Source organism: Burkholderia sp. 4M9327F10, assembly GCF_005503145.1.
Taxonomy (GTDB): Bacteria; Pseudomonadota; Gammaproteobacteria; order Burkholderiales; family Burkholderiaceae; genus Paraburkholderia.
In genome coordinates this window covers 76,341-93,933 of the sequence record NZ_SCNV01000008.1, presented here as the reverse complement: position 1 = coordinate 93,933, position 17,593 = coordinate 76,341, and the positions used below count along the sequence as shown (strand labels likewise).

Below are 17,593 nucleotides of genomic sequence, written 5' to 3'. Positions count from 1 at the left end.
GAGCGGCGTTCGCGGGTCCATCTTTGTTGGCTCGCCTGAAGATGCCTTTTTCAGGTCGAAGGAACCCTTCTTTTGGGCCGCTTCCGCATCCTGAAAATAATCCGGCGGAATAGGCTTTCGGCGGGGTTCCGCACGCCCACAAAGCGCTAATTAAGAAGCCCTAACTGCGCCTCTGCGCAAGGCGTCTGTCGCGAAAAAACGTCGCAGTAACATGGTGTTACAACGCAGTGCCGGGCCTAACACTTTTTGCCTCGACACCCCTTGGAGCGCCCCATAAATTACGTCTCAAAGGCCAATGGGATACGCCCGTCGCGGATCGTCCGCAACGGTAGAGCGAATCCTGAAACAAGCCTCGCCGCAGCTCGAACGGCGGGCTTCAGGCGGGTCTTCGGGCAGGTGAGTCATGGTGGACGCAGGGTGGGCGAAAACAAGGCAGTGGGTCATGGGCGCAGCCTTCGCGGCGCTCTGCTCGCTCGCCTGTGCGAAGGCGCCGGAAATGCCGCATGGCGGCGGCTCCGGCGGCGGCTTCGCACGCTCCTCCGGTTTCCAGCACGATGGGCACAGTGCGCGTGGCTACGACGCGCGTGCTGAAAGGGCTGCGCCTGCGCAGCGCAATATGCGCGTGGCAAACAACATGGGCAACCCACGCGGCGGCTACAACGCCCCGCAGCGGGGCGCCGGCGCTTACCGGCCGGATAACCGGAGCGAACCGCCGCGCAGCGGCTTCCAGTACGCTGGGGCGATCACGCCCGTCAGCGCCGAGACGCATTCGGTACCACGTCCTCCGGAAGATGAAACGCTGGTCCGCGCGGGTTCGATCCGCGCGGATGTAGCCCGCTACAACGAGGAACATGGCGCTCCGCGGCAAGCGCCGCGCCCGCCCGACTACATGGGCCGGCCGCCGACACCCTCGCCGTACCGCAACTGACTGGGCGAGGCTTTGCGGCAGCGGGACGCTCCCTCGAACGCCAGCCTCTCCTCCTCTCAAGCCTTTCCCTTCCTTCCCCGCGGATCCACATCCACCACCGCGTTTAGCCTCGTGGTCGAGCCCGGCCCGACACGACACCGCCGCGTTGTGCCAATAAGTGACGTATGCGCGCCACACTTTTGTGACAGCACGACGCTTGTCCCGGCTTCGATCGGTGAAATTGTTTGATTTTCCCTCCCACGCGTCATCCGTAGCGTGCCTGAACCGTTATCCGTCTTTGCGTTGCAGTCCTGGCGGGCCTTCTCGGCCATTGCCGCCGTTGCCGCATGACCCTGAGCGTCAGGGTTCAGTGCGCGTTATCAGTCCGATAACTGACAAAACTAATCAGACCGATATACCGGCAATAACAACCCATATTTTTGTCCATGAAAATGGTCCGCAAAGATGATCCCGCCCAGATTAGCCCGGCGATCTAACGGACGATCAAGAAACCGTTGACGCCGGCTCCCCGCCGCACAGCCATACCCCCTTTTGACAAAGACAGGAGAACCCATGAATACAAACTTCCGCCGTGCGCTCGGCACGACTCTCAAGGCCAGCGTTGTCGCTGGCCTGCTGGCTGGTGCATCGTCGGCGTTCGCGCAATCGAGCGTGCAGCTCTATGGCCAGGTCGACGAATGGGTCGGCGCGCAGAAATTTCCGGACGGCAAGAGCGCAGCGGAAGTGTCGGGCGGCGGCATGTCCACGTCCTACTGGGGCATGAAGGGGGCGGAGGATCTGGGTGGCGGCTACAAGGCGATCTTCACGATCGAAGGCTTCTTCCTCGCCCAGAACGGCCAGTACGGCCGCTTCACAGGCGACACGATGTTCTCCCGTAACGCCTATGTCGGTATCGAATCGCCATATGGCACAGTCACGGCCGGCCGGCTGACGACGCCGCTGTTCGTGTCGACGATTCTGTTCAACCCGTTCGTCGACTCTTACCAGTTCTCGCCGATGGTCTGGCATACGTACCTGGGCCTCGGCACGTTCCCGACTTACAACACCGATCAGGGCGTGGCCGGCGACTCGGGCTGGAACAACGCCGTGCAGTATTCGACGCCGAACTTCAATGGCTTGAGCGGCAACGTGATGTACGCCCTCGGCAATACGGCGGGTGAGAACGGCGCGAAGAAGTGGAGCGCGCAGTTCCTGTACTTCCACGGCCCGTTCGCGGCAACCGGCGTGTATCAGTACGTCAACTTCAACAACAACCCAGGCGACCTGACGAGCCTCGCGCAGAGCGTCGGACTGGCGAACATGAAGAGCCAGAGCGTCGCGCAACTGGGCGTGTCCTACGACCTGAAGTTCGTCAAGTTCTTCGGCCAGTACATGTACACGTATAACGCGCAGGACATCGGCAGCTGGCATGTGAACACCGCACAGGGCGGCGTGACGGTGCCGGCAGGCCCGGGCTCGATCATGGCGTCGTTTGCCTATTCGCGCGACGGCAGCGGTCTGGATCAGACGCGCCAGACCGCGTCGGTCGGCTACGACTACCCGCTGTCCAAGCGCACCGATGTCTACGCGGCTTATATGTACGACCACTTCACCAGCCAGTCCTCGGGTGATACCTACGGCGTCGGTATCCGGACCAAGTTCTGACAAGCCGTTCTGGCTGCCGCGCGGGGCCATGCCCGGCGTGGCGCTGTTATGCAAACCCCGTCTTCGAAAGAGGGCGGGGTTTTGTTGTTTTGGGCTGCTTTTATCGGTCTTACGACCGCTTCTTTCCTAACACCCCTTTGACAAAGACGGCAAAATGGCATCGATTGATTCCTCCTACGAGCGATTGCCATGGATACCCTCGTCAGCATGAAAGTGTTTCGCCACGTCGTCGAAGTGGGCAGCTTCGTCGGCGCGGCCGAGCGCATGGAGATGTCGGCGGCGATGGCCAGCAAGCACGTCATGCATCTGGAGCAGCAGCTCGGCGCGCGTCTGCTGAACCGGACCACGCGGCGTGTCGCGCCCACCGAAGCCGGACGCGAGTACTACGAGCGCCTGAGTCAGGTGCTCACCGAACTCGACGAGGCGGAACAGGCGGTGGGTGCGGCGAGCGTCGTGCCGCAGGGGCGGCTGCGGGTCTCGTCGCTATCGGCGTTCGGCCTGAGTCACGTGATGAGCGCGGTGGCCGACTATGCCGCGCAGTATCCGCAGGTCACGGTGGAAATGACACTGTCTGACCGCGTCGTCGAACTGATCGACGAGGGTTACGACGTAGCGATCCGCGCCTCGCCGCATGGGCTAAAGTCATCCTCGTTGATCGCGCGCCAGATTGCCACCGCGCATCTCGTGCTGTGCGCTTCGCCGGAGTATTTGCGCCGGCATGGCACGCCCAGGCGTATGGCCGATCTGTCGCGCCACAATTATCTGCAGTACGCGGGCGTGCCGGCGCCGGAATTCGCTTCCTCAGGGGGTGACGGCGGGGCGCGGGTGCGCCTCTCCGGCAATCTGATCGTCAACCACCTGGAAGCGCAACGGGTTCTCGTGCTGCAAGGCGCCGGGGTCGCGCTGCTCGGCACAGAGGTGATCGGCGACGACATCGCGACCGGCCGCTTGCTGCCGCTGCTGGTCACGCAGTCGCCGCCGCGCGAGTTGCCGATCCACCTCGTCTACGCGAGCCGCCGCCATCTCTCGGCGAAGGTGCGCTCGTTCGTCGATTTCCTCGCGGCCCGCTTTGCTGACGAGGCGCTGTGGCCGTCGCTCGAGCAGATCAAGGCACTGGCCGTTAGCTGATGCGCCAGCGTTTGCCGCGTGCCGTGACCGGCGACGAGAGTGTGTTCAACGGCTAATCGCGAGCCGCGCCCGGGCGTCGTTATATTCCTTCTTCAGACGCTCGACCAGCTCGGCGACGCTCGGCACGTCGTCCATCAACCCCACGCCCTGGCCTGCGCCCCAGATGTCTTTCCACGCCTTCGCCTTGTCGTTGCCGAAATTCATGGCGCTCTTGTCCGATTCCGGCAGCGCGTCCGGATCGAGTCCGGCGTTGACGATGCTCTCGCGGATGTAGTTGCCGTGCACGCCGGTGAAGAGGTTCGTGTAGATGATGTCCGACGCGCTCGAGTTGACGATGGCGTGCTTGTAGCTTTCCACGGCATGCGCTTCTCTCGTCGCGATAAAGCGCGTGCCCATGTACGCGAGGTCCGCGCCCATTGCCTGTGCCGCGAGAATCGAGCCGCCGTTGGCGATCGCGCCGGAGAGGATGATCGGACCGTCGAAAATGCGCCGCACTTCGCCGACCAGTGCGAACGGCGAGGTGGTGCCCGCATGGCCGCCGGCGCCGGCCGCCACCAGGATCAGGCCGTCGACGCCCGCTTCCAGCGCCTTCTGCGCATGACGGATATTGATCACGTCGTGCAGCACGATGCCGCCGTAGCTATGCACCGCGTCGACAATTTCCTTGGCCGGCGCGCGCAGGCTGGTGATGAAAATCGGCACCTTGTGTTCGACGCAGACGCGCACGTCATGTTCGAGCCGCGCATTCGACTGATGAACGATCTGGTTGACGGCAATCGGCCCGATCACTGCATCCGGATGGGCTGCCTTGTGCTCGGCGAGCGACGCCTGGATCTGTGTGAGCCACTCGTCGAGCATTTCCGCCGGCCGTGCATTGAGCGCAGGGAACGAGCCGACAATGCCGGCCTTGCACTGCGCCAGCACCAGGTCGGGGTAGCTGACGATAAACATCGGTGAGGCAACAACGGGCAGCGCAAGGTGCTGCAGGACAGCGGGCAATGCCATGGTGCAAGTCTCCTGTAATGCGGACCGGTGCGCATGGCGCACCCAAGGTATATGAAGTGTAGCGGGACCAACCGCAACGTGACGCCGTGACGGGCGCCGCGCCTGCTTCGTCCGTCGGTGCGGGTGATTTTAAGAACGGTCGTTCGATTATAGGCGAACGACCGTTCGCGTGCTGCGCGTGCGCGAGCGATACGGTTGGAAGGAGTGTTCAGGTTCTACGCCTGCGTGACCTATCCCACCCCGGATGGACACACGGCGCTCCTACAATGCCTTGACGAACAACGACAAGAGACTCGCTATGCCCTTCGAGGATTTCACGCCCTTTCGGGTCGCCGCGGGCGACGTCGATATCTACGGGGTCAAGGGTGGGGCAGGGCCGCCTCTGCTGCTGCTGCACGGCCATCCACAGACGCATCTGATCTGGCATCGGTGCGTGACGCAGCTTGCCAGACATTTCACTGTTATCGCTACCGATTTACGCGGCTACGGCGCCTCCGCCAAGCCGGCGAGCGACGCCACGCACGCGGCGTATTCGAAGCGCGCGATGGCGGCCGATCAGGTGGCGGTGATGCGTCACTTCGGCTACGAACGCTTTCTGGTCTGCGCGCACGACCGCGGCGCGAGAGTTGCGCACCGTATGGCGCTCGATCATCCGGATGCGGTCGAGCGTTTGATGCTGCTCGATATCGCGCCGACACTGGCGATGTATGAAGCCACCGACCGCACTTTCGCCACGCTGTATTTCCACTGGTTCTTCCTGATCCAGCCTGAGCCGTTGCCGGAGACGCTGATCGGCGCGAACCCGGACGTCTATGTGGATCGTGTGATGGGCAGCCGTCACGCCGGGCTGGCGCCGTTCGCACCGGAGGCGCTCGACGCGTATCGCAGCGCGTTGCGGCAACCGGGTGCGGTGCATGCGATGTGCGAGGACTATCGGGCATCGGCGAGTATCGATCTGGAACACGATCGCGCCGATATCGAGCGCGGCCACAAGATCGGCTGTCCGCTGCGCGTGCTGTGGGGCGAGGAGGGCGTGATCGAGAAGTGCTTCGAGCCGCTCGCCGAATGGCGCCGGGTGGCGCGCGATGTCAGCGGCCGGGCGTTGCCGTGCGGACACTACATTCCGGAGGAGTCGCCCGCGGAACTGGTGGGGGAGATGTTGTCTTTCTTCGAAGCCGTTGAGCAGTAGGGCCGTAGAGCCTGGTAGGCGGCCCTGGCGTTGTTCAGCCTAGCGGCGGCAACCTGCGCTCGACCGGCGTCGATTTGATGATGGCGGTGCTGGTCTCCGCGCGCTCGGTGACCTTGGAGAGGATCTCGTCGAGCTGCCCGATCGAATGCAGATACAGACGGCAGACGAAGCAGTCGTCGCCCGTTACCTTGTCGCATTCCACGAACTCCGGGATACGCCGGATCACTTCTTCCACAAGGTGCAACTGACCGGGCAACGGTTTCACGCGCACAATCGCCTGTAGCGTGTAGCCGAGCGCGCGTGGATCGATTTTCACGGTGAAGCGCTCGATCACGCCTTGCGTCTCGAGCCGGCGCAGACGCTCCGCCGTGCTGGGCGCAGACAGGCCAACCAGGCGCGCCAGTTCGCTGACCGGCTGGCGGGCATCTTCCGCAAGCGCGGCCAGCAGCGTGCGGTCGGTGTCGTCGAGCGCCGCGGGAGGGCTGGCCGGTGTAAGGCGCTTTGCCATACTCACCTTCGAATCTTCGGTTTCGAAATCTGAATACCTAATTTTAGCCATGTATTCGACTGTCTGGATTAAATACACTGCTCTCATACAGTGATCGATCCCGGAGGCGAAAGATGGTGATCAATGCGGCGCGCGAGGGCGCCATAGGCCGTGGCGCGGCCGAGATGAGCATCGCGATGCTGATGTCGGGGACCATCGGCTGGCTGGTCGTATCGTCGCAGCAGAGCCCGTTCAATGTGGTGTTCTTCCGCTGCGTGTTCGGCGGCGCTACCTTGACGCTGGTCTGTGCCGCGCTGGGGCTACTGCGGCGCAAGCTGTTTTCCTGGCGCATGCTGGGACTCGCGGCGCTCGGCGGTGTGGCGATTGTCGCCAACTGGGTGCTGCTGTTTGCGGCGTATTCGCGTGCGTCGATCTCGATGGCTACCGCTGTCTACAACACGCAGCCGTTCATGCTGGTCGCGCTCGGCGCACTGGTGTTTCGCGAACGCATCACTGCATCGACCGTCGCGTGGTTGCTGGTGGCGTTCGTGGGCCTCGTGTTCGTCGTGCGGGTCGAGCCTGCCGTGCTCGCCGTGCCGGGTCAGTATCTCGAAGGGATCGCCTATGCGGTTGGCGCGGCTGCCATGTATGCGGTGTCGTCGATCATCACCAAGCATCTGAAGGGCACACCGCCGCATCTGATCGCGCTGATTCAGGTGGGACTGGGCGTGCTGATGCTGGCGCCGTTTGTGCGCTTCGATGCGCTGCCGACCACCGCCGCCCATTGGCTCGAACTCGTGACGCTTGGTGTGGTGAACACCGGCATCATGTACGTGCTGCTCTACGGGGCGATCCAGAAACTGCCGACCGCGATGACCGGCGCGTTGTCGTTCATCTATCCGGTGGTCGCCATCATTGTCGATTGTGTCGCGTTCGGCCAGAAGCTCGCCTGGGTGCAGGTGCTCGGCGCGGTGCTGATTCTGCTTGGCGCCGCGGGCGTCAATCTCGGCTGGCGGCTCGTGCCGCAACGCCGTTACTCGTCCACCTGAGCCAGTCGGCGTGGCCCTGCGGATCTGCCTCGGCGCGCGCCGACATCGATGTGTCATCGTTTTGTAGGGAAATCACCGATGCGGCCAAAAATGCCATCCGGGTATGATTTGAACAGACGATGATCACGTCGACCGAATTCCGCCGCTCGCCATCTATGCCGAGCGGCTTTCTTTTTTGCGCGGCCGCTTTTGACGGTGGGGTCGATGTTGACGTTGAGGCTCGTGAAGGGGTGGCGCTCACGCGCCGCGCGCCACGATCCGCGAGCCGTCCGCCCCATCCACGCTCAATGGACCGCCGGTCGCGGCCAGCTCTGCGATCAGCTCACGCAACAGCGCCGGCCATGCGTCGCGCGGCTTGAGCATGGCGGCCGCGGCACGCATCGCCGTGGCGCTGTCGAGCATTTGCACAAGCGCCTCGAAGCTCATTGCGCGCACGTCGAGCAGCTTGAACACGATCAGCACTTTCAGCGCATTTTTGGCGTTGCGCGCCGGATCGGCGCGCAACCACGCGAGGCGCGAAAATGCCCGCTCCAGTGCCAGCGCAACATGGGTGAACGGCGCGCCGTGGCCTGGGATGACGGTGCGTACATCGAGCTTCGCGATCGCATCCAGCACGGCCTGTTCTTCAGCGAAACCGCTTTCGCCTTCCAGTTCCGGAAAGATCACGCCGAAGCCGTTTTCCCACAGCGCGTCGGCACTGATCAGCACGCGTTCTTCTGCGCAATAGAGCATCAGCGAATGCGGATCGTGACCGGGCGCGCCGAGCACTTCCCAGTCCAGTGCGCCGAGTGTGAGGTGCGCGCCGGGCGTAATCGTCTCGGTGAAGGTGAAGCGCTCGCAGGTCTGGCCGGTGGCGCGAAAGCTCAGGCGCGCCTCGTCCCAGTGACGCACGGCTTCGGCTTCTGCTGCGGGAATCGCGGTACGGCACGGCCAGACCGCCTGGAGCAGCGTGTTGCCGCCGCAGTGATCGGAGTGCAGGTGCGTGTTGACGATCAGATCGAGCGGCCGCTTGCCGAGCGCCGCCTGCAACAGCGCCAGCGTTTGTGGTGCGTGGGTGGCGTAGCCGGTATCGACAAGGGCGGCGCACGTGTCGTCGACCAGCAGCACGTTGTTCGACGATAGCCAGCCGCGCTCGAATACCTGGATCGACTCGGGCAGGCTCATGATTTTTGGGAGTCCTGAGCAGATTGAGCGGCTGGGCGCACGGTTTCGTGAGCGATCTCATGAGCGGCCTTCGGCTTGCTGGGCATTACAAGGATTGTCGCTGCGCCCAGCAGCACAGTTTCACCGCGCTGGTTTACGACCGAGCCGTCGAGTTGCGTGAGGTCGCCGTTCAGGCTCGGCTTCCACCACGCATCGCGTACTTGCCAGCTCATCGTCAAGGTGTCCTGCGCATGCACGGCCTTCTTCAGCTTGATATCGAACTCGAGGCCAAGCGGCTGCGCGTACTGCGAGAAGTGAGTAGCGAGCAGCGCCATGAAATGCGCGGTAGGCTGCGTGCCCGAAGCGATCAGGCCGCCGAAGCGGCTCTGCGCGGCGTAAGCGTCGTCGTGATGCAGCGGATTCAGATCGTTGACGAGCGTCGCGAACGATTTGACCGAGTCTGCAGAAAGCGTGAGCGTACTGCTGAAGCGCTCTCCGATCGTCACGACTCGCGGCGCCACATTCATTTCGCCGTCTGCCGGTTCTGCGCCATCCACTGCGCGTGGCGAGCGTCGAGCGTATCCCAGACGGCGCGTTTGGTCGCGTCGTCGTAGGAGGACCAGCCACGAATCTCATCGATCGTGCGCAGACACCCTTCGCACCAGCCGCTCGCCTGGTCCATCCGGCACACGTTGATGCAGGGCGACGGCACGGGCGCGATCACGTCGTTCTGGTTCAGCGTTTCGGCCGTCATGCGCTCTCTCGCAACGCGACGTCGGCCACCGGCGCGCCGGTCAGTGCAACCAGTTCCTGCGGTGAGAGATTGAACACCGCATGGGGATGGCCCGCAGCGGCCCACAGGCTCCCGAGCGTGAGCAGATCCGCGTCGATCAGCGTGACGGGCGGCGTGGCGTGGCCGATCGGGCAGACACCGCCGATCGCGTAGCCGGTCTTCTCGCGCACAAACTTGGCGTCGGCGCGGGCAATCTCCCCCACGTGCGCAGCCACCTTTTGTTCGTCGACGCGGTTCGCGCCGCTTGCCACCACCAGCACCGGCGCGTCGTCTTCGCGGCGGCGAAACAGGATCGATTTGGCAATCTGCGCGACTTCGCAGCCGAGGCCCGCGGCGGCTTCGGCGGAAGTCTTGCCGGTTTCCGGCAGCATCACGACCCGTCCGGTGTGGCCGCGCTCGCGCAGCAGTAGCGCGACGCGCCGGGCCGAATCTGGCAATGCGCTGAGATCGTCGGCGTGGGAAGAAGCGTTGTCCGTCATAAAGCGCGTTCCAGTGAATGAGAGGTTAGACGCACGAGCCTTGTTCGCTGCGTGCTTTCGCGAGCAAGGCCTTGCCTGCGCGCGAGACGTTCGGCTTGCCGATCGAGCTGGAAATGAAATCGCCGATCGCCACGACCTGGGCGAGATCGACGCCGGTCTCGATGCCGAGGCCGCTCATCAGATACAGCACGTCTTCGGTGGCGACATTGCCGGTGGCGCCCTTTGCATACGGACAGCCGCCCAGGCCCGCCACCGACGCATGAAAAATCTCGATGCCTTCGAGCAGCGCGGCATAGATGTTGGCGAGCGCCTGGCCATAGGTGTCGTGGAAGTGCCCCGACAGTTGCTCGCGCGGATACACCTGGGTGACGGCGGCGAACACCTCGCGCGTGCGCTTGGGCGTCCCCACGCCGATCGTATCGGCGATATCGATCTCGTCGCAGCCGAGCGCGGCGAAGCGCTCGACCACATCCACCACCGACGCGACCGGCACCTCACCTTGATACGGACAGCCGAGCGCGCACGAGACGCTGCCGCGAATCCGCACGCCGTGCTCCTTGGCGGCCCGGGCCACGGGCTCGAAGCGCGCGATGCTCTCCGCAATGCTGCAATTGATGTTGCGCTGTGAAAACGCTTCGCTGGCCGCGCCGAAGATCACGATCTCATCGGCGTGCGCCGCGAGCGCGCCTTCGAAGCCGCGCATGTTCGGCGTCAGCACCGAGTAGACCGTGCCGAAGCGGCGTTCGATGCCGGCCATCACCTCGGCGCCGTCGGCCATCTGCGGCACCCACTTCGGCGAGACGAACGAGGCGGACTCGACATTGCGAAAGCCGGCCGCCGAGAGGCGGTTGATCAGCTCGATCTTGACGGCGGTCGGAACGAAGTCTTTCTCGTTCTGCAGTCCGTCGCGCGGACCGACTTCGACGATCTTGACGGCGTGGGGTAGGGCCATGATGTGTCTCCAGTGTCGACCGGCGTTTGCGCTTTGGCGCGCTACTCCGGTCCCATGCAATGTGCCCGCACGAGGCGGCGCTGTATCGGGAATTCAGTATCCGCGTTCAATATCGACCACGCCGCTCACCGGCTCGCCGCGCATCATCGCCATGATCTTGTGCGCGACCTGCGGCACGCTCTCTTCGCGCAGGGTCTCCGCCGAACTGTGCGGCGTGATCGTGATGCGCGGCTCCTGCCAGAACAGATGATCGGCCGGCAGTGGTTCCTCGCGGAACACGTCGAGCGTCGCGGCGGCGATCTGGCCTTGCGCGAGCGCGTCCAGCAGGTCCTGCTCGACCAGATGCGCGCCGCGCGCAACGTTGATCAGATAGGCGCCCTGCGCGAGCTTCGAGAAGGTGCGCCGGTTCAGTACGTCATGCGTGTCCGGCGTGTGCGGCAGCAGGTTCACCAGTACCTTGACGCCGCTGAGAAACGCCTCGAAGCGCGCCTCGCCCGCATAGGTGGTCACACCCTCGATCTGGCGGGCGCTGCGGCTATAGCCGCGCACCGGCAGGCCGAGCGTGGCCAGCGTGCGGGCGACATGCGTGCCGAGCACGCCGAGTCCCAGCACGCCGATCGTGAAGGTGCCGTGCGGATGCGGTTCAAGCACCTTCCAGCGCCGTTGTGCCTGCAGGGCCTGGTATTCGTCGAAACGGCGCATATAGCGCAGCACAGCGTGCGTCACATATTCGGCCATCTGCCGCGCCATGCCGGTGTCTTCGAGCCGTACAAGCTGCGCTTCACGCGGCAGCGTGCCGGGATGGGCGCGCTCCAGCGCCAGAATCGCATCGACGCCTGCGCCGAGATTGAAGATGGCGCGCAGCCCCCTGCGGCCGGCCAGCATCTCGCGCGGCGGACGCCAGACAATGGCGAAGTCGGCCGGGGCGGTGTCGTCCGGCTGCCATTCGCGCAGCTCGGCCTCAGGCAAGGCGCGGGCGAAATCGTGGAGCCAGGACGCGGCATCGCTCTGCGGCGTGTAAAAAAGGACTTTCATGCGCGCAGTACCGGCCTCGCGTGACAGGACGCGCGGGCTGCGCGAGCCATTGCTGACGACACTTGCGACATGAGGGCCTCCTCCGTTTTATGAATAGGCTTCATTCTACTTTTTCGACGGCTATCACGTGCGATTCGGCATACAGGCGCGCTGCGCCGGCCCGGTGCGGCCCGTGCGGCCTGTGCCGATACCGTGCAGGAGCCCCCCAATAAGCAAAGCACTAAAAGTTGGTTCGTCCCTGCGGGCGGGCGTTCCACAATAGGCTCCCGGATTCCGGCAGCGAGGAGAATCATGCTTTCATGCAGCAAATCGACATGGCCGCCGCGGCTCGTGACTGTACCGGGCCTGCACGGCAGCGAAGGCGCGCATTGGCAGACCTGGCTCGAACGGCAGTTCGCCCGTTCATTGCGGATCGAACAGGCTGACTGGGATGCACCGAACGTGGCCGGCTGGGCGCGGTCGCTGCGCGACGTGCTGGCGCGCGAGCGCGGTCCCTTTGTGCTGGCGGCGCACAGTTTCGGCTGTCTGGCGACGGCTCATGCGCTGCAGCAGGCCTCGTATGTGGGTGACGTCGTGGGCGTGCTGTTCGTCGCGCCGGCCAGCCCGGCAAAATTCGCTTTCGCTGGCGCCTTCGAGGCGCGCCGTCTCGGCGTTCCGTCGATCCTGATCGGCAGCGAGACCGACCCGTGGATGCCGCTCGCCGGTGCGCGCGAGCTGGCGCAGCGCTTCGGCAGCGCGTTCGTGAATCTTGGCGACGCCGGGCATATCAACACGGCGGCCGGTTTCGGACCGTGGCCGCGGGCGAAGTACTTCGTCGATACGCTGGTGCATTGCGCTGCGCCACTGCGGTTTCGCGAGGAAGAGGCGGTCGAGGCCGTGAGTCACGCCTGGGTGTGAGGCGCGGCAAGCCGTTCTCCTGGTGCGGGTTTTAGGTACACAATATGTAAAAGGGCTGCCTCAAACGGGCAGCCCTTTTAGCTTTTGGGCGCTTCTACGCGGTTACGCGTGTGAGACTGTGCACGCGTCGAGAGTGGCGCTTGCGCGTCCTGTCCGCTTAGTTCGGCGCGGCATGCCCATCGCAGCCGTGCTCGCAACCGCTCTTGTCGAGCGGCATCTGTTGCGCGGCTTCGGCGCGGATGCCCAGGCGTTCCAGCAGTTTGCGGTCCGCTTCGGCTTGCGGGTTGCTGGTGGTCAGCAACTGATCGCCGTAGAAAATCGAGTTCGCGCCGGCGAGGAAGCACATGGCCTGCAGCGCCTCGTTCATCTGCTCGCGGCCCGCCGATAGCCGCACCATCGCACGCGGCATCGTGATACGGGCAATGGCGATGGTGCGCACGAATTCGAACGGGTCGAGCGCTTCCGTGCCGGTGAGCGGCGTGCCTTCGACCTGCACCAGATTGTTGATCGGCACCGATTCCGGATACGGGTCCATGTTGGCGAGCTGCGCGATCAGGCCGGCGCGTTCGCGGCGCGATTCGCCAAGGCCGACAATGCCGCCGCAGCACACGTTGATGCCGGCGTCGCGCACGCGTTCAAGCGTGTCGAGACGGTCCTGGTAGGTGCGCGTCGAGATGATCTGGCCGTAGAACTCGGGCGACGTATCGAGGTTGTGGTTGTAGTAATCGAGGCCCGCTTCGCGCAGCCCTTGCGCCTGGTGCGTCTCCAGCATGCCGAGCGTCACGCAGGTTTCGAGGCCCATCGCCTTCACGCCGCGGATCATGTCCTTGATCGGCTCGAGATGACGATCCTTCGGATTGCGCCATGCCGCGCCCATGCAGAAGCGCGTCGCGCCGTTGTCCTTGGCCACCTGTGCGGCGGCGAGCACCTCGTCGATCGGCATCAGCTTGTCGGCCTTCAGGCCCGTGTCGTGATGCACCGACTGCGGGCAGTACGCGCAGTCTTCCTCGCAGCCGCCGGTCTTGATGGACAGCAGCGTCGACAGTTGCACGGTGTTCGCGTCGAAATGCTCGCGGTGCACCTGCTGGGCGCGGAACATCAGATCGTTGAACGGCAGCTCGTAGAGCGCAATGATGTCGGCGACGCGATAGCGTGCGCTGGACGCCGCGGCCGTGGTTGCGTTGGCAATGGTCGCGTCCGTTTGCGGGCGGTCGAGGTTCAGTTGGGTCATATCGTCAATCCTTATGGATGGAGATCAAGTGGTTCAGAGCCGCGCGGTGCGCAGCGTCTGCAAGAGCAAGTCAGTGTTGAGGCAGTCAGCCGCCGTGTCGGCGGAGACCGGATTCAGATGCGGGACGATGCCGAGCAGCGGCGCGCCGTACTGGCGATCGAGCCGGCTGCGGATCGCCGCGATGTTTTCGTCGGCAAAGCCCATCTCGGGATCGACACGGTTCGCGACCCAGCCCGCGAGATGCAGGCCGCGTGCAGCGATGGCCTCGGCGGTCAGCAACGCATGGCTGATGCAACCGAGGCGCATGCCGGCCACGAGCACGACTGGCAGGTTCAGCGCGACTGCAAGATCCGCGGTGTCCTGGGTATCGGTGAGCGGCACGCGAAAGCCGCCGACCCCTTCGACGACCACCATGTCCGCAAGCTGCAACGCCTGCGCATGACAATCGACGATGCGGCCGATATCGAGCGTGACGTTCTCGTGTGCGGCGACGATGTGCGGCGCAGCCGGCGCTTTCAGCAGATACGGTGTGCGAAGCTCGGGGGGCAGCAGCACGCTGGCCGCGGCATCCAGTTGGTCGGCATCCTCGTTGTGCCACACGCCGTCCACCTCGAAGGCGCCGGCGGCGATCGGCTTCATGGCGGTAGCACGCAAGCCGGCGCGCGCGAAGCCGCGCAGGAGCGCGGCTGAGACCAGCGTCTTGCCGATTTCCGTATCGGTTCCGGTGACGAACAGGGAGAGCGGTTTGTTCATGCGGCAGCCTTGCCCAGTTGCTGCAAGCCGGCCTCGAGACGGTCGAGGTCCGCCTGCGAATGAGCTGCCGAGAGCGAGATGCGCAGCCGCGACGTGCCTGCCGGCACAGTGGGCGGACGGATGGCGGGCACCCACAGACCCGCGCTTTCCAGCGCCGCGGCGATCTCAAGCGTGGCGTCGTTCGCGCCAATGATGAGCGGCTGGACCGCAGTGTGCGAATCGACCGGCAACCACGGCGTGGCCTTGAGCATGGCGCGAGTCCGCGCGATCAGTTGCCGCAGATGCGCGCGCCGTGCCTCACCTTCCTCGCCGCCGATAATGCGCAGGCTTGCCGAGACCGCGTGCGCCGCAGCCGGCACCGAGGCCGTGGTGAAGATATACGGACGGGCGCGCTGCACGAGCCATTCGATCACGGTTTCATGAGCCACCACAAAAGCGCCCGACACGCCGGCCGCCTTGCCGAGCGTGCCGATCGAAATCAGATGCGGCGAGCGCAGCGCTTCATGGGCGATGGCGCCACGGCCTTGCGGGCCGAGTACGCCAAAGCCATGCGCGTCGTCGACCACCAGCCACGCGCCATGCCGCTCTGCGAGTTCAAGCAGACGCGGCAACGGCGCGACGTCGCCGTCCATGCTGAACACCGTATCGGTGACGATCAGCTTCACGGCGGCGTCCGACGCTTCGAGCAGTGCGCTCAAGGCTTCGGTGTCGGCGTGCGGGTAGACCTTCACGTCGGCGCGCGAGAGCCGTGCGCCGTCGATCAGCGAGGCGTGATTCAGCGCATCGGAAAAGAGCGTGGTGCCGCGACCGGCGAGCGCGGTGAGCGTCGCAAGATTCGCCATGTAGCCGGTGCTGAAGTACAGCGCACGCGGTGCGTCGACGAAGCCGCCGGCGAATTCCGCCAGGTCGTCTTCGAGTTGCGCATGCGCGCGCGAATGCCCGCCCAGCAGATGCGAGCCACCGCTACCCGCGCCATAGCGACGCGCGCCCTCGGCAATCGCAGCAACCAGCAGGGGATGCGCGGCGAGACCGAGATAGTCGTTGCTGGCAAAGCCGATGGTCTCGCGGCCATCGACCGTCATGTGTGCAGCACACGGCGTATCCGCAATGCGCCGACGCCGGCGCAGACCGTGCGCGTCGAGTTCAGCCAGGCCTTGTTCAAGCGTTTTGAGCAACGGCATCATGCGGCCTCCGCGAGTGTGGCTTCAAAGGTCTCACGGGTACGCGCGGCGAGCAGCGCGAGCTCGTTGTCGTCGAGGATATATGGCGGCATCAGATACACGGTGGTCGAAATCGGCCGCAGCAGCAACTCGCGCTTTAAGGCGTTTTCGAAGAAGCGGCGCGAGAACGTTTTGGCTTGCTGAGGATCGCTGAGCGCAGCGTCGAATGCGAAGATCGTGCCGCACTGACGCAGGTTGCGCACCTGCGGGTGCTCGGCCAAGGGCGCGAGCGCTGCGTGCAGCGTGGCGGACTTCTTCGCGTTAACGGTGAGCACGTTGTCGCTCTCGAACAGATCGAGCGTGGCGAGCGCGGCGCGGCACGCGAGCGGGTTGCCGGTGTACGAATGCGAATGCAGGAAGCCGCGGGCGGTGTCGTCATCGTAGAACGCGGCGAAGATTTCGGCGCGCGACAGCACGATGGACAGCGGCAGATAGCCGCCGCTGATGCCTTTCGACAGACAAATGAAGTCCGGCCAGATGCCGGCCTGTTCGCAGGCGAAGAAGGTGCCGGTGCGGCCGCAGCCGACGGCGATTTCATCGGCGATCAGATGCACGCCGTATTGATCGCACAGCGCCCGCAGGCCCGCGATATACGATGGATCGTGCATGGCCATGCCGGCGGCACATTGCACGAGCGGCTCGACGATCAGTGCGGCGATCTTCGTGCTGCGCGCCTCGAAGAGGGCGCGTACGCTTTCGAGCGCACGACGCGCGACGTCAGCGGCGCTTTCGCCGGGTTGTGCGCCGCGTGCGTCAGGCGAAGCGACGACATGCGCGTGCCGGATCAGCGGATCGTAGGCGTCCTTGAACAGGGCGACATCGGTGACGGCGAGGGCGCCGATGGTTTCGCCGTGGTAACTGTTGGCAATGCAGACGAATTCCTGCTTGTCGGCGAAACCGCGGTTGCGCCATGAATGGAAGCTCATTTTCAGGGCGATTTCGACGGCGGACGCGCCATCCGAGGCGAAGAAAGCGTGGCCGAGCGTGTGCTGGGTGAGGGCAGCGAGACGCTCGGAGAGTTCGACGACGGGCTCATGGGTGCAGCCGGCGAGCATGGCGTGCTCCAGCGTATCGAGCTGATCCTTGAGCGCGGCATTGATACGCGGATTGGCGTGGCCGAACAGATTGACCCACCAGGAGCTGATGGCGTCGAGATAGCGACGCCCATCGCGGTCATAGAGCCAGGGGCCGGCGCCGCGCGCGATGGGGATGAGCGGCAGGCGCTCGTGGTGTTTCATCTGGGTGCAGGGATGCCAGACGGCATTGAGGCTGCGGGTGACCCAGTCGTTGGGTGATCGTGTGTCCAAAAACTACTCCGGTACGGGGCGGGGCGATTTTTTCTCTTTCGCTACGCGGTGTGCCATTGGGTTCTTTACGCTGCGCGTTTGCTGGTTTTGGGGGCGGTGCGCGGGGGTGATGGCCGGTTTTGCGTTGTTTGCCTTGCGGCGGCGGGGTTGAGATTAGCGCTTTCTTTTTGTTCGTGCACTACCTGTTGGGTAGGGGTTTTTTGTTGCTGCGCATGGAGTTTGGCGGTGTTGTGTGCAGGTTTTGGCTGTTCTTCCCAGAAGGGGGGAATTGCGCGGAGATGACGACGGCAAAGTCATGGGGGTATAAGAAAAAAATCTGGATTCAGTGGGGGGCTTTTTGCCTGCGGCGCCTT

The 17,593-nt window shown here is 64.4% G+C and carries 18 protein-coding genes; 6 read left to right on the top strand and 12 right to left on the bottom strand.

Annotated elements, in window-relative coordinates:
• The first annotated feature begins 442 nt into the window (after positions 1-442).
• From FFS45_RS10985 to FFS45_RS10975, 3 genes are all read left to right on the top strand, one after another.
• Positions 443-928: a hypothetical protein gene (locus FFS45_RS10985; protein ID WP_249362749.1), complete on the top strand. Its 486-nt coding sequence runs from the start codon at positions 443-445 to the stop codon at positions 926-928.
• A gap of 552 nt (positions 929-1,480) precedes the next feature.
• Positions 1,481-2,572, top strand: coding sequence for a porin (locus FFS45_RS10980; protein WP_137954666.1), 1,092 nt, complete (start codon positions 1,481-1,483; stop codon positions 2,570-2,572).
• A 189-nt stretch (positions 2,573-2,761) separates the two neighbouring features.
• Positions 2,762-3,700: a LysR family transcriptional regulator gene (locus FFS45_RS10975; RefSeq protein ID WP_137954665.1), complete on the top strand. Its 939-nt coding sequence runs from the start codon at positions 2,762-2,764 to the stop codon at positions 3,698-3,700.
• Positions 3,701-3,745: 45 nt separating this feature from the next.
• On the opposite strand, the gene FFS45_RS10970 is transcribed toward FFS45_RS10975, so the two are convergent.
• Positions 3,746-4,705 (bottom strand): nitronate monooxygenase family protein, encoded by a 960-nt coding sequence (locus tag FFS45_RS10970; RefSeq protein WP_137954664.1) that lies wholly within the window; start codon positions 4,703-4,705, stop codon positions 3,746-3,748.
• Between the two features lie 298 nt (positions 4,706-5,003).
• Here FFS45_RS10970 and FFS45_RS10965 point away from each other — a divergent pair, with 298 nt between their 5' ends.
• The gene (locus FFS45_RS10965; protein ID WP_137954663.1) at positions 5,004-5,894 is read left to right on the top strand and encodes an alpha/beta hydrolase; all 891 of its coding nucleotides are present in this window, start codon (positions 5,004-5,006) and stop codon (positions 5,892-5,894) included.
• Positions 5,895-5,928: 34 nt separating this feature from the next.
• Here the strand turns inward: FFS45_RS10965 and FFS45_RS10960 are convergent, their stop codons facing one another.
• Positions 5,929-6,402, bottom strand: a complete 474-nt coding sequence (locus FFS45_RS10960) for an Lrp/AsnC family transcriptional regulator (protein ID WP_137954662.1) — start codon at positions 6,400-6,402, stop codon at positions 5,929-5,931.
• A gap of 113 nt (positions 6,403-6,515) precedes the next feature.
• Between FFS45_RS10960 and FFS45_RS10955 the strand changes: the two genes are divergently transcribed.
• On the top strand, positions 6,516-7,430 hold the full coding sequence (locus tag FFS45_RS10955) for a DMT family transporter (protein ID WP_137954661.1): 915 nt from the start codon (positions 6,516-6,518) through the stop codon (positions 7,428-7,430).
• A 237-nt stretch (positions 7,431-7,667) separates the two neighbouring features.
• Here FFS45_RS10955 and FFS45_RS10950 read toward each other — a convergent pair whose 3' ends face one another.
• From FFS45_RS10950 to FFS45_RS10925, 6 genes are all read right to left on the bottom strand, one after another.
• A complete protein-coding gene (locus FFS45_RS10950) occupies positions 7,668-8,597 on the bottom strand; it encodes an MBL fold metallo-hydrolase (RefSeq protein ID WP_137954660.1) in 930 nt (309 codons plus the stop codon).
• Positions 8,591-9,100: a MaoC family dehydratase gene (locus FFS45_RS10945; RefSeq protein WP_137954659.1), complete on the bottom strand. Its 510-nt coding sequence runs from the start codon at positions 9,098-9,100 to the stop codon at positions 8,591-8,593. The genes FFS45_RS10950 and FFS45_RS10945 overlap by 7 nt, the downstream gene beginning before the upstream one ends.
• Positions 9,097-9,327 carry a DUF1289 domain-containing protein gene (locus FFS45_RS10940; protein WP_137954658.1) on the bottom strand — a complete coding sequence of 77 codons (231 nt, stop codon included), beginning with the start codon at positions 9,325-9,327 and terminating at the stop codon, positions 9,097-9,099. Before FFS45_RS10940 ends, FFS45_RS10945 begins: the two co-directional genes overlap by 4 nt.
• Complete coding sequence (locus FFS45_RS10935; protein WP_137954657.1) at positions 9,324-9,845, bottom strand: YbaK/EbsC family protein; 522 nt, start codon at positions 9,843-9,845, stop codon at positions 9,324-9,326. Before FFS45_RS10935 ends, FFS45_RS10940 begins: the two co-directional genes overlap by 4 nt.
• Before the next feature lie 25 nt (positions 9,846-9,870).
• Positions 9,871-10,797, bottom strand: a complete 927-nt coding sequence (locus tag FFS45_RS10930; RefSeq protein ID WP_137954656.1) for a hydroxymethylglutaryl-CoA lyase — start codon at positions 10,795-10,797, stop codon at positions 9,871-9,873.
• Positions 10,798-10,890: 93 nt separating this feature from the next.
• Positions 10,891-11,832 carry a glyoxylate/hydroxypyruvate reductase A gene (locus FFS45_RS10925; RefSeq protein WP_137954655.1) on the bottom strand — a complete coding sequence of 314 codons (942 nt, stop codon included), beginning with the start codon at positions 11,830-11,832 and terminating at the stop codon, positions 10,891-10,893.
• Between the two features lie 291 nt (positions 11,833-12,123).
• Between FFS45_RS10925 and FFS45_RS10920 the strand changes: the two genes are divergently transcribed.
• Positions 12,124-12,729 carry an alpha/beta hydrolase gene (locus tag FFS45_RS10920; RefSeq protein WP_137954654.1) on the top strand — a complete coding sequence of 202 codons (606 nt, stop codon included), beginning with the start codon at positions 12,124-12,126 and terminating at the stop codon, positions 12,727-12,729.
• 157 nt (positions 12,730-12,886) lie between these two features.
• On the opposite strand, the gene bioB is transcribed toward FFS45_RS10920, so the two are convergent.
• From bioB to bioA, 4 genes are read right to left on the bottom strand one after another with little or no spacing between them, the layout of a single operon-like run.
• Positions 12,887-13,960 carry a biotin synthase BioB gene (gene bioB, locus FFS45_RS10915; protein WP_137954653.1) on the bottom strand — a complete coding sequence of 358 codons (1,074 nt, stop codon included), beginning with the start codon at positions 13,958-13,960 and terminating at the stop codon, positions 12,887-12,889.
• Between the two features lie 33 nt (positions 13,961-13,993).
• Positions 13,994-14,713 (bottom strand): dethiobiotin synthase, encoded by a 720-nt coding sequence (gene bioD, locus FFS45_RS10910; protein ID WP_137954652.1) that lies wholly within the window; start codon positions 14,711-14,713, stop codon positions 13,994-13,996.
• Entirely contained in the window at positions 14,710-15,894 is a 1,185-nt protein-coding gene (bioF, locus tag FFS45_RS10905; RefSeq protein WP_137954739.1) for an 8-amino-7-oxononanoate synthase, read from the bottom strand. The genes bioD and bioF overlap by 4 nt, the downstream gene beginning before the upstream one ends.
• Positions 15,894-17,240: an adenosylmethionine--8-amino-7-oxononanoate transaminase gene (gene bioA / locus FFS45_RS10900; protein WP_137954651.1), complete on the bottom strand. Its 1,347-nt coding sequence runs from the start codon at positions 17,238-17,240 to the stop codon at positions 15,894-15,896. The genes bioF and bioA overlap by 1 nt, the downstream gene beginning before the upstream one ends.
• Positions 17,241-17,593: the final 353 nt, after the last annotated feature.